This is a genomic window from Cerasibacillus sp. (assembly GCF_036516575.1).
Lineage (GTDB): Bacteria > Bacillota > Bacilli > Bacillales > Amphibacillaceae > Cerasibacillus.
In genome coordinates this window covers 1-13,103 of record NZ_DATBTY010000002.1, presented here as the reverse complement: position 1 = coordinate 13,103, position 13,103 = coordinate 1, and the positions used below count along the sequence as shown (strand labels likewise).

At 38.4% G+C, this 13,103-nt stretch carries 9 protein-coding genes; all 9 read right to left on the bottom strand.

What is annotated here, in order from left to right:
- Positions 1-18: 18 nt before the first annotated feature.
- Positions 19-1,662, bottom strand: a complete 1,644-nt coding sequence (locus tag VIG73_RS00090) for an acylphosphatase (RefSeq protein ID WP_331638112.1) — start codon at positions 1,660-1,662, stop codon at positions 19-21.
- A gap of 32 nt (positions 1,663-1,694) precedes the next feature.
- On the bottom strand, positions 1,695-3,323 hold the full coding sequence (locus VIG73_RS00085) for an acylphosphatase (protein ID WP_331638110.1): 1,629 nt from the start codon (positions 3,321-3,323) through the stop codon (positions 1,695-1,697).
- A 36-nt stretch (positions 3,324-3,359) separates the two neighbouring features.
- Entirely contained in the window at positions 3,360-4,859 is a 1,500-nt protein-coding gene (locus VIG73_RS00080) for an ATP-grasp fold amidoligase family protein (protein WP_331638108.1), read from the bottom strand.
- 14 nt (positions 4,860-4,873) lie between these two features.
- A complete protein-coding gene (locus VIG73_RS00075; protein ID WP_331638106.1) occupies positions 4,874-7,006 on the bottom strand; it encodes a glycosyltransferase family 2 protein in 2,133 nt (710 codons plus the stop codon).
- A 3-nt stretch (positions 7,007-7,009) separates the two neighbouring features.
- Positions 7,010-8,926, bottom strand: a complete 1,917-nt coding sequence (locus VIG73_RS00070) for a glycosyltransferase family 2 protein (RefSeq protein ID WP_331638104.1) — start codon at positions 8,924-8,926, stop codon at positions 7,010-7,012.
- Positions 8,927-8,959: 33 nt separating this feature from the next.
- Entirely contained in the window at positions 8,960-10,498 is a 1,539-nt protein-coding gene (locus tag VIG73_RS00065) for an ABC transporter ATP-binding protein (RefSeq protein WP_331638102.1), read from the bottom strand.
- Positions 10,499-10,543: 45 nt separating this feature from the next.
- Complete coding sequence (locus tag VIG73_RS00060; RefSeq protein ID WP_331638176.1) at positions 10,544-11,320, bottom strand: ABC transporter permease; 777 nt, start codon at positions 11,318-11,320, stop codon at positions 10,544-10,546.
- Positions 11,321-11,378: 58 nt separating this feature from the next.
- Positions 11,379-12,158 carry a glycosyltransferase family 2 protein gene (locus VIG73_RS00055; protein ID WP_331638100.1) on the bottom strand — a complete coding sequence of 260 codons (780 nt, stop codon included), beginning with the start codon at positions 12,156-12,158 and terminating at the stop codon, positions 11,379-11,381.
- A 14-nt stretch (positions 12,159-12,172) separates the two neighbouring features.
- On the bottom strand, positions 12,173-13,103 hold a 931-nt coding region (locus VIG73_RS00050; RefSeq protein WP_331638098.1), incomplete at its 5' end, for a glycosyltransferase.

The window sequence follows — 13,103 nt, the reverse complement described above, 5'->3', positions numbered from 1 at the left end:
CAGATAAAATTTTCGATATTACTTCTTCCCTTTCACAATCTCCCCAACTTTACGGATAGGTGTTGAAAATTTCCATGATGTACTATTAAATACATGACTTATATCCTTATTAATTCTGTTCTTCTGTTTTGTAAGTCGAGCGAGTTCTTGATTCATCTTTCGTAATGAATATTGAGCTGCTCTTAAGGTTGATGTGTTATATCGTTCAGTTATTTCGAAACCGACAGTAACTGGTTCTTCCCATACTTCTTCTTCTATTTTTGCTACTTTAGATCCTTGTGGGTATTGTTTAAGAATCTGCCTAAAACCATCGACTTCCTTCTTATCTGTTCCAGCAATAATTATTTCGATTTCGTCAAATACCATGTTTTTAACGTGCCCATTTAAATTTCGATCAAGGGCTTGTTTTTTCAACCAACGATGGTAATGATGCCGTTGTACATCACCGATGACAACATACCGTTTAGCGTGAAGTTTACCCATTGGAGCAGGAGCGACTTCAACTTCAATTGCCGTTCGGTCCTCTAATGGTTCTAGAACTGTTGTCATATCAAAGTAAATTTTGGAATCGCTTGTATCGATCCCTTTTGTCTCTGGAAAGTAATAATCTATGATTGCTGCTGGAATATTACGTGCTTTACCTCTTAAAGGAAAAAGTGCTCCGCCAATTTGTGCGGTTGGATTAATTTCTAAGACGACAGCAGGCTGCTTTATTGCTGGGTCTTCATTAACGATAATATCGACTCCAGCATGGTGTAATCCTGGGATAGCTTTCACAGCATCAATGGCAATTTGTTTAATGTTATCTGGAATCTCATCCGTTACATCAATTGGATCGCCACCTGATGAAACGTTTGTTTTTTCACGAAGCATGAGTTGCTTTCCCTTTTCTAAGACACTATCAAATGAGTGACCTTGTTCTGTTATAAACTCGGTAATCTCTTGATCGGTATGAATTAAACAACTGTTCAAACGTGCGTTTTGTCTGCGTTCATAGTTTTTCAATTCAATAAGTTCTTCAATTGTATGTTTTCCATCCCCTGTTATATTTGCAGGAATACGATTATAAACAGCAATCACTTTGTCCTCAACGACATAAAGGCGGTATTCCTTACCAGACACATGTTGTTCAACAATGACTTCTTCATAGCCTAGTTCGTGTCTGACATAGTTAACCGCATCACGAAACTCTGCTTCATCTCGTAAATTCGTGACAACACCATTACCAAGACTCGCATTCGTTGGTTTAAATACTAAAGGGTAGTCAAGGGTACGGCTATATTCAATGATTTCTTCATCCGTTGCTTCTGCTGGGAAGCCTTTCCCTTGTGGAATAGGTACACCTGCTTTATCTAACCATATTTTCGTGTCACCTTTCTCCGAACCAATTTCGACAGCCTCATTCGAAACTTTATCCCCCCTTGTTCTAAAGAAGAAATGTGTTCTTTTTTCAGAACTCAAGGAAAATAAACGACCAGGTGGATTTACACCGAAGACGATCATATCGTCGAAATGTGGTGTATCCTTTGTATACCATTTTAATTTTAGACCTCTCCTCCAACCTTCGAGAGCAACAGCAAATGCATCGAGTCTTGTTTTCCGTGCATTTCTAACAATTTCTTCGGTGAGCTGAGGTAAACTTACTCCGCTGAATTTCTTCATTTGAAAAATCTCCTCACTTATTTGATACACGTTCATTTATTTTTAAAAATTGCACCAAGAACACGAATTGGCTTCGTTGTTTTCCAAGATAGACTGTCGTATAGTTTGCGACGCTTTACTTCTGCTTTCTTCATTTCAAGTGTTGTTTGTTCAATTTCTTTATTTAATGCTTCAAGTTCTTCTTTCAGTGTTTTGATGTCTGCTTTAACTTCAAAGCCTACCTTTAATGGTTCGTCATAGGGCATTTCTTCAACAGCAAGAACTGTTGCACGTTCTTCATCTTCCCAGAAAGCATTTTTAAAGTCATCAACCATTTCTGGGTCTAGACCACCAACAATAACATCAATGTCACCATTTTCTTTGTTCATAACAAAGCCATGCAAATAGCGCTCGAAAGCCTGTTTACGTAGGCCACGATGGTAGCCTATATCTTGAACATCACCTACAACCGTGTATTTCTTAGCATAAACTTTCCCCTGTGGGCTTGGTGTTACCGTTGAAACATGTGCTTGTCTTGATTGTAATGGCTCAAGAACATCAAAAAGGTCAAAATATATCTTTTCATTTTCTTGGCGTCGGCCTTTTGTTTCTGGAAAATAATAGTCAATAATAGCTGCTGGAACATCTCGTGCTTTACCTTTGACTGGATAAAGGATGCCACCAAGCTGTGATGTTGGATTTAACTCGATTACATAACCTGTCTCTTGATTTATATTCACGTCTTTGTAAAGCAACATGTCAACAGCACCATGTACGAGGCCGGGAATAGCTTTCATAGCTTGCACTGCTGTTTTCTTAATATCTGTTGATAGTTCTTCCAAAACGTCGACCGGGTCTCCTCCAAGTGAGATATTCGCCTTCTCACTTAGAAAAACTTGTTCTCCCTTTTCTGGTACGGAATTTAAGCTATAACCAAGGCGACCAATGTAATCAAGTAGTTCTTTATTTGATTCTATCAAACAACTGGACAGGCGTGGGCTTAAGCTACGTTCCTCATTTTTCAATTCAATCAATGCTTCAAGTGAATTTATACCATCACCAATCACATGAGGAGGAATCCGTTTAATAGCACCGACTACTTTGTCATCTACAACGTAAAGACGAAGATCCTCACCTGGTATATATTTTTCTACAATCACATCTTTATAGCCGAGTTCATGTCGAACATAATCAATGGAATAAGTCATTTCACCATCACTTGTAATATTGGCGACAACACCTTTTCCGAAGCTTCCATCTATGGGTTTTAGTACGACGGGATAACCAAGTTGTTGAGCATATTCCAAAACTTGATCATCAGATTCATCTTTAGAAAAATACTTTCCTTCAGGTGTTGGAATCCCTTTTTCTCTAAAAACATGCTTTGTTTTTGCTTTATCCATTCCGATTTCAACTGCTTCATTTGTGACAAAATCGCCACGAGAGCGAAAGAAGTAGTGTGTTTTATCATCAGAACTCAACGAAAAAAGAAGTCCAGGATTATCGACAAACCATGTTTTCATATCTTTAAATTTCTCTGAGTCCTTAACATGCCATCTTAATGTTAATCCTCTGCGCCAACCTTCTAATGCAACGACATAAGCGTCGAGTAGTGTACCATCTGCCTCAGAAACAAACTCATCATGTAGATGTGGTAACCACTCTTTCTTAACCTCTTCCATTGGATATTTTCCTCCTACATTCATGTTCCAACAATATTATTGTTCATTCACTGTAAACTTTTTAGAAAATGCCTTAAACCCTTCAAACCGTTTCCCAACTAATAAATCATTGGTTAAGCGGTTCTCTGCATCTATATAGTAATCCCCTAAGAGTTGATCGATTTCTTTATTAAACTCATCGTAGTTTCCTGGTTTTGGTGTAAACTCTCCAAAAACTAACCCATTATGTGAACGTAAAAAGTCGATTCGGACAAAAGGAGCGGGAATTTGTTTACTTAACTCTTCGACCATTACCATTTCTTCTGGTGTTACCCCTTTTCCTTTAAAGACTTGTTCGGTATATTTCCCAACATGTATCCGTTGACCTGTCTCAGTCCACCAGCAATATTTTGCTTCGGGATAACGTTGAATTTCTAGTATGATGCCTACTTTTCCATAAAACGTATAAAATTTGACATCACGGGCAGGGATTGTGGTTTCAGGGTCTTCTAAAATAAGTTCTTCCATCAACCATTCGTCTTGATCCACCCAATTTATATGCAAGTCTTTTTGCATGCTTTCTAGCAATTCATCCCAGCTTGTCAATTGCTTTGAACGCTTTAAGTCCACGATATCGTGGATTGTTTTAACAAGGTAGACACCTCGTGAACCCGCACCATCTGCTGGCTTAATAACAACCCCTTCTCTCGTTGGAAGGTCTTCTAGTTTGTATGTCGTATCAGCTACCCATGGGGTTCGGATACCGAGTTGTTCAACGAATGTGTATGCCTTTTGCTTATCATCAAGCAACCATTCTGGTAATGGTTCGTGTGCCAGTTGTTTCTCGCGCATCCGTCTGTTTAAACTACCTCTAAATGATGAAACATGCATTAGTGGCACAGGATTTTCATCTCTTAAACCAGGACGCATCATGAATTCAGGTGTCTCTTCATTCGTTAGTGCTGAGAACACTTTATTATAAATCCAATCACGGTAATCTTCATTTTCATTCATATAAAGACGTGCAATATATGTTAGTGCCGTTACATAGTTTTGATTGAGCTTTTCTTTATTCGAGACCATTTCATTTAAAAATGGAATTAATTCACCACGATCTCTTAATTCACGAATATAGCGTGTGATTTGATCTTCATGGAGTGTTTGGGTTACAAATTGATTGTCTCTAACTTTTTGATTTGCTTCGTATAAAGCCTTTTCTGTCGCTTGTAATTTCGTTTGTAATTCATATATTAAACGTTCTTGTTCGACGAGTTGTTCTCGCCGACTCATTTTGTGAAACAGTCGCTCTGTTTTTCTAATTGGTTTTGAGATTTTCCAAGTTGGACTTGCCTCTATCTGCTTAATATCTTTCTTTGTTCTTTGAATACCTTTTTCTATCGTTTGAAGCTGTTCTTCTGTTTCTAATAATTGTTGAACGAGTGCTTCTTTCTCCTCGTTTTTCGGTTGTGAACGGTTTGTTAAGATGCTGTTTTCTTCCCGCTTAAACCCAGCTACTGACTGATCTTTTGTATAATCTTGCTTCAATTTTTGGGTCATCTTAATCATCCCCTTCAATTATTCATCTCGTCCACTAACCAATGTTTGAGTCTCTTTATATACGTTTCTTCATTAAATTTATCTGAATCTAACCAATTATCATTTGCTAAGGTAATAAAACGTAAATCTCTTTTGTTTGCTTCTAACAAGTTTTGGCGAATTGTTTCATTTATGGGGTACCAAATACCTCGTAATTTATATATATCGATTAACTGTCTGGATGCATCTCTCAGTAAATGATTTTGTTTAGGTTTTTCACATATTAAAATGGCCGCTACTTGTGCCAATATATTAGGAATATAGGCTTGCTTATATTGTAAAATAACCGGATCCTGCAAGAATATCATATCACATTTTATCTGTTCACCATAGACGAGGACTTGAACATTTTCACCATCTATGAGTTTGCGAATTGATGCGTGTATTTTTTGCCGGTGATGTGTACCATATGTTGCCATATGCACGAGTCCGGTTGTAAGCCCAATTTGATTGTGTATCACGATCATCTCGCGTATTGTTTGATAGTAAGCGTCATTTTTTCGACTAAAATCTGCAACAATGACAATATCGAATTCACGGCGACCTGAGCATTTATCTTCACGTTGTGGCCACATTGGTTCAGGTACTGGAAATAAACGCTTCTCCTGTGGATAAGGATAGTATAAATTATCAGCTGATTCATGATAAGCGGAAAATGCTTCCACATATTCTTTTCGTGCACCCATAAAGAAACCGTTATAACCAAAAGCAGAGCTTGCCGTTAACGATGTAACAGACTGACGTGGTAACGATAATGGGCCAGTTTCCACATCGATTATACTCTCTTTTCCGAAGGCTCGTAATAAGCGGCGTTTAAATTCACCATCTGCGGCAAAACGCACACTATCCCAAAACCCGAGTTTTTCCATGACTGGTTCTCGGCGGAACATGAGTGATGACATATTTGGAAATATATATTTTCCTGGTGTACCGCGGCGATACGCTTTTAATTCTTCGGTTAACCGCGCATGGCCTGACGTGTTCGCGATAATGCTTGGATTTTCAATTAAATGTGTCACTTGGCGCTCGAGTTTTTCCGCATGGGACCAATCATCTGCGTCATTCACGGTCACGAATTCTCCTGTCGCTTCCTTCAAAGCGATATTCCGTGCAACATAAGGACCGCTATTCTCAGGTGTTGAAAAGACTTTAATCCGTTCATCTTGCTCGGCGTATTTTTTAATGACAGCACGTGTATTATCTGGACTGCAATCATCGACAATTAGAAGTTCAAGATTGCGCCATGTTTGCGTTAAAATCGAATCAATGGCTGTTTGGATGCCGACTTCTGCGTTATATGCTGGTAAAATGACCGATACTTTCGGGCCATTTGTTACTGTTCGGTCAATTCGTGTTGTTTGTAAATCATCATATGTTGTGCCACCATCTTTAAAGGTGATCGGTGCCAAATCATACAAAGCCATGACACGATTAAAGTAATCGAGACGGCCTTCTAAAGTTGCTTCTAGATTCGCAAGTGCAAAGTAAAGATCAGGATGTATTTCTCTCTGAAGTGCCACTTCGATTACTTCTTTACCAACTGTTTGTTCTCCTAAAAGGTCATACATTTCTGCTTCAATAATCGCAATGCGGCGAAGTTGATCGCCGTCCTTTTCACCGTGCTTCGCGATTTCTAAATAGCCTAGAGCATGGTAGGCTCCCGCTGCAGAATAATCATTGGCATACCAAAGAGCAAGTTCCCAAGCACTTGCTCGTAATAAATAATGATTGGTTGTCGTTTCAAAAAGGTTCTCTAAGTCACTTAATGCGCGCTCGGTAAAACCTAAATCATATAAATGGTATTTATAAGGTTTTAAATCGTTTTGTGCTTGTTTGCGTTTATAAGCGCTACTATATAGTCGTTTCGGGTTTCTTCTTCCGAGTACATAAGCACCCATCGTGCGAATTGTTTTTTTAATCGTTTTCGGATTTAATAGACGCCATAATTTACTATTTTTGAGCGCATGAAATTCCCGCTCACGATTTGCTAGCGTTTCTGTAAGTCGTCTTTGTTCAGCTTGTTTTTTATTCAATTCACTCTGTAATTGGTCAAGCCTTTGCTTTAATTCGCTATTTGGTTGTTGGTCGTCAGTGTTATTGTTCTTCATCGTTTAAACATTCTCCCAAACCTGATTTGCTATGTGAAGGTGGTCCAATTGTTGATCATTTAATTTATCCTGAATGGATTGATTTATTGGATACCAGACACTTTCTTTACCGAAGTACGCTTTAATATGCTCTGCTATTTTCATATTCGTTACATCTGTATCATCATTAATCAAAACGCGAGTGTCTTCCGTTTTCACATTCGGTATATACGCCTGTTTATAAAGTAAAGCATTAGGATGTAGTAACAATAGTGTTTCTGAGTCTAAGTGTTCTCCATAGACAGTCATTTGAACGAGTTGGCCGTCAATCAATTGGCGGATGTTATCCTGAATCGGGCCTTCCTCTTGCAAATCATAATGATTTAATTGCACAAGGGCGACTCGTTTATCTAGTTCGCACTGCCTCATTAATTCATCATATACGAACGAGTCGTCTTTTCTAAAATCAGCTGCAAGCACCACATCAAATTCCCGTCGACCTGAGCGCTTATCTTCACGTTGGGGCCACATCGGTTCGGGTACTGGAAATAGGCGCTCCTTTTGTGGGTAAGGATAGTATAAACTATCCGCTGATTCATGATAAGCGGAAAATGCTTCCACATATTCTTTTCGTGCACCCATAAAGAAACCGTTATAACCGAAGGCCGAGCTTGCTGTTAATGACGTGACAGACTGTCGCGGTAATGATAACGGTCCTGTTTCCAAATCAACGATACTGTCTTTGCCAAAGGCACGTAGTAAGCGGCGTTTAAATTCACCATCTGCGGCAAAACGGACACTATCCCAAAATCCGAGATTCTCGATCACGGGTTCACGGCGAAACATAAGGGATGACATATTTGGAAAAATATATTTTCCCGGTGTACCACGGCGATATGCTTTTAGTTCTTCCGTTAAGCGAGCATGACCGGATGTATTTGCAATAATGTTTGGATTCTCTACTAAATGTTTGACTTGACGTTCAATTTTTTCTGCATGGGACCAATCATCTGCGTCATTCACGGTCACGAATTCTCCTGTCGCTTCTTTTAAGGCGATATTCCGTGCGACATATGGACCGCTATTTTCCGGTGTTTGAAAAACTTTAATCCGTTCATCTTGTTCGGCATATTGTTTAATAACGTCCAGTGTGCCATCAGGACTGCAATCATCAACAATTAATAACTCAAGGTTACGCCATGTTTGCGATAAAATCGATTCAATGGCTGTTTGAATACCGACTTCTGCATGATATGCAGGTAAAATAACCGATACTTTCGGTCCATCGGTTATTTTACGGTCAATTGGCGTTGTTTGTATGTCGTCATAACTTGTGCCACCATCTTTAAATGTGATTGGGGCTAAATCAAATAGGTCCATCACACGATTAAAGTAATGAAGACGACCTTCTAACGTACCTTCTAGGTTTGCGCGTGCAAAGTAAAGGTCGGGATGTGTTTCCCTTTTTAGAGCCTCTTCGATAATTTCTTTTCCAGTTTCTTGTTCTTCTAATAAGTCATACATTTCCGCTTCGATAATCGCGATACGACGCAGTTGATCGTTCTCCTTTTCTCCCTGCTTCGCGATTTTTAAGTATGTGAGAGCTTTATTTGCCTGTTCTTTTGAATAATCATTCGCATGCCATTGTGCTAATTCCCAAGCAATCAAACGCTTCACATGTTCATCTTCAGTCGCGTCATAAAATTTTTTAAGGTCTTCAAGTCCTTTTGACATAAAACCAAAATTATAAAGGTGGCGCTTTATTTGCTGTAATTGATGACGTTGTGCGCGATACTTACCACCGCTTGTCAGCTGTTTCAGTTTATCTTTTACATCTTCTGAGAAGAGTCCAGTGATGGCTCGGCGCTGTTTTTCATTTAATACGGTATAAACAAACCAATCGATTGGTCCAACAAATATCTTTTTAAATATGTGACGCATACAGACAAACACCACCCTTCTTAGGTTGACGGTTTATTTTTTGTTTCGTTTTGTTTGTTTCGGTTTCTTTTTAGTGACACCCATTGCTTCTCGATACTGAGCGACAATTTCTTCAGCATCACCATCAGCTCGGATTTCACCTTTTTCAATCCAAATCGCACGTGTACACACTTTTTCAACGAATGACATACTATGTGAAACGATAATGACTGCTTTAGCTAGTTCCATCATGTCTTGAATTCTTTCAGTCGCTTTTTGTTTAAAAGCTAAGTCACCTGTCGATAACGCTTCATCGATAATAAAAATATCAGGTTGTAGAATCGCTGCAATACTAAAGCCTAGTCTAGAGCGCATACCACTTGAATAATTTTTAACAGGTTTATGAATCGCTTTTCCTATTCCAGAGAATTCAACGATTTTGTCATATTTTTCATCGACGCGTGACTTTGGAATACCTAATAACATCGCGTTGAGGTGTATGTTGTCAGCACCAGTAAGTTGCGGATTAAATCCTGTTCCATAACCTAATAATGCTGATGTTTCCCCTGCTAGATGGATATTTCCTTCATCTGGTGCATAGATTTTTGTTAGAACTTTACATAACGTACTCTTTCCAGCCCCATTGTGGCCGATAATGCCAACAACTTCTCCCTCTTTTATCTCAAAGTTCAGGTTATGTAATGCCCAAAATTTACCCGTGTTTAAATCAAACGATACGCCGAGATTTTCTGCTTTAATAATCGTTTTTGTACCGATTTTTGCATCCGTTTTTTTCAGTTGTAAGCTCCGGCGTTGTCTACGCGGGATTTTAGGAACGGTTGCACGATATTGTTTAATAATTTCTTTCGGATCACCAATTGCACGAACTTCTCCTTTGTCTAACCATATGAGACGATCGCAATGGCGCTGGGCATACCGGAGACTATGGGTGACAATAATGACCATCTTCGCTTTTGAGACGAGGTCTTTCATTTTTTCGGCTGCCTTACGACTGAAGCGTGCATCTCCTGTATTTAATGCTTCATCTAATATTAATATTTCAGGGTCTAAATGTGACGCGACACTAAATCCAAGTCGGGCACGCATACCGCTTGAATAATATTTCATCGGTTGATCGAAAAACTCTTCGATATCTGAAAACTCGTGAATACTATCAATGTATTGGTTAATTAAGTCACGATCTATCCCTAGCATCATACCGTTTAAATATACATTTTCACGTCCGGTTAGCTCTGGGTTAAAGCCCATACCAAAAGAGAAAAGAGCTGTTACTTTACCATCTACTTTTAGTTCGCCCCGATCTTGTTGTAAAATGCCGGTAATCACTTTGCTTAATGTTGTCTTTCCTGCTCCATTTGAACCGATAATACCAAGGATTTCTCCTTGGTATCCTTCAAAACTGACATCTTTTAATGACCATGTCTTCTTTTGCTTCTTATTGATGTTTTTTCTTCTGTCTTTTCGATTAAATTTACCTATCACTAATGATTTAAAGTCATCTCTTTGAATATCATTTGCAAAAGAGACACCTATATTTTTCGCTTTAACAACTACATTTTTAGAAGTTTGCATCCTTCATTAAACCCTTTTCTATCCGTATTTACGTTTAGCACGAGACTACAATGCTTTTATGATCTTATGTTCATGTTTATTGTAGTAAGAGATCATGTAAATGCCTACGATTAGGGAAGCAACGAGTATAATTGCGAGCGCCGTTAAGTCTGGTGTCCTGTGATGCATTAATATATCACGATATGAACTAACGATAATCGCAATCGGGTTATAATCGACCGCCCAACTATACTTTTCTGGTAGTCGGCTTCCTTCCCAAATAATTGGTGATGCATAGAAAAACAAACGCATGATATGGCTTAATACGTTATCAATATCACGAATGAATACTGTGATATAGCCAAGGAACAATCCGACAGCCAGTAAGAAAATGGTTTGTATGATTATTAAGACTGGTAAATAGAGTACATACCATGTCAGTTTAACACCGAAAAATAGTAAAAATAACGCAATGACAATTAGCCCGAATAAAAAGTTAAACAGTTGGGTAAACGTAAATGCCACTGGAAATATCGATTTCGGTAAATAAACCTGATTAATAATGGACTTATAACGGAGTATGGATTTCGCTGATGAATTAATTGTCGTACTAATCCAACGCCATACGACGAGTCCAATAACAAGATAGACCGGGTAATCCGGGCCTCCTCTATTCAGGATAATAACAACTAAGAAATAATATACGAGCACGTTTAAAAGCGGGTCTAATAACCACCAGAAATAACCGAGATAGCTGTTTCGGTGTTCCGCTTTTAAACCCGATTTAACGAGATAAAATAATAGATCTTTTCTTTTTAACATTTCTTGCAAGTATGTTTTCATAAACAATCGACACCGCCTAGTATCTTTCTTCCTTGAATCATATAGCCGATTCAACAGCTTACTTCATCAATTTATATTTAATCAGATTTTTTACTGACGTAAATGCATAATTCGCAAAATACCATATGCTTTTCAATAAGCTTTGTTTTTCTATATGACGATAAACATACCAATTTCGTTTCGCAGCTTTCCATTTATTACTTGAGATCGAGCCTTCCACAAGACGGTACTTGGCCAATGTATCAGGCATACCGTATGCGAGATGCCCTTTCTTCGTAATCGTTAGCCAATACACGTAGTCTTGCCGCGTCCGAATGTTCATCATTTTTAAGTCGCCAATTTTTTCGCGATCTAACATAACCGTTAAACAACCGATGACACAATGCTTCATTAAATCGTCGTAATCAACATGATGTGGTGCATCAGATACGGCATTTGTCATTGTACCATCTTCTTGCATGCGAGTGTAACGCGTAAAGGAAAATGCAATATCTTTTTCTTGCATAAAGGCTAACTGCTTCTCCAATTTATCTTCTGTCCATAAATCATCACTGTCGAGAAAAGCAATGTATCTTCCTTTTGCATGAGCCATCGCTGTATTTCTTGCAACAGCGGCACCACTATTTTCTTCGAGTTGTATCAATTTGACCCGTTGATCTTTCTGTTGGTATGTTTTAATCATATCAACCGTTTTATCTGTTGAACAATCATCCACGATCACCATTTCCCAATGTGGATATGTTTGGTTAAGAACAGATTCAATCGTCTCTCCGATAAACCGTTCGGCATTATATGCCGGTGTAATCACAGAAATTAATTCCTGTTGTTTTTCTTTCATTTGACACAATCCTTTTATGATGTTAGCAAATCTTCATACCATTGGATTAGCTTTTGTTCTTCCGAATGCCAATTGAGCTCATTTAAAACCGCTTGTTTACCGTTTTCTCCCATCTTTCTTGCTTCTTTAGGGTGATTTCGCAAGTATTCAATCGCTTGTTTAATCTCCTTTTCGTTGTGGGGGTTAACGGCTATTCCGCATTGGTATTTTTCAACAAAATTCTTCCAAACGGGGAAATCTGAACATATAATTGGTAGTCCCGCATTCATATATTCAAAGAACTTCGTTAGTTCCTTCTTCATATAATGATCTGTTGGCGGAAATAGAGCAACACCTGCCAGCCAGTTATGCTTTATATACATGGCTTCAATATCTTCTTTTTCAATATATTGATCAATACCTTCAATATGAAGTTGCTCTTTATGTTCACCCGCTAGCGCGTACATTTTCTCCGCAAGACTACTTGGACACTTCCCGATAAATTGTACCGAAACCGTCGGGTCAATCTGTGGAATTGTCGCATGGATTAATGCACCACGGTCTTCGGTTACATTACCTGTATATAATAAACCATTTTTGACCGGTTGGTTATCACGGTCATGATCGATAAACTTTTGATTAATGGTTGGGTAATTTAAGACACATACACCATTTGGATAAATGTCTTTATAGTATTTTTCCGCTAAACATAGTTCCATTTGTTTTGCGAATAGTTTTTCCATTGTTTTATACAGTTTAGCAAATAATTTCCGTAAGAATGGTGACATATATTCTTTTTGTAGGATACTTGTCACATAGTCTTCGTGAATATCATAAACCACCCTGTTTGTTTTCTTTTTTAAGAGCCAACCTACTGGCAGTAGTTCTGGATCATGAAAGTGGTACACATCTGCTTTTAATTGTTTTGCTTTTCGGTAAGCATCTATTGTACCAAAAATCATTCGT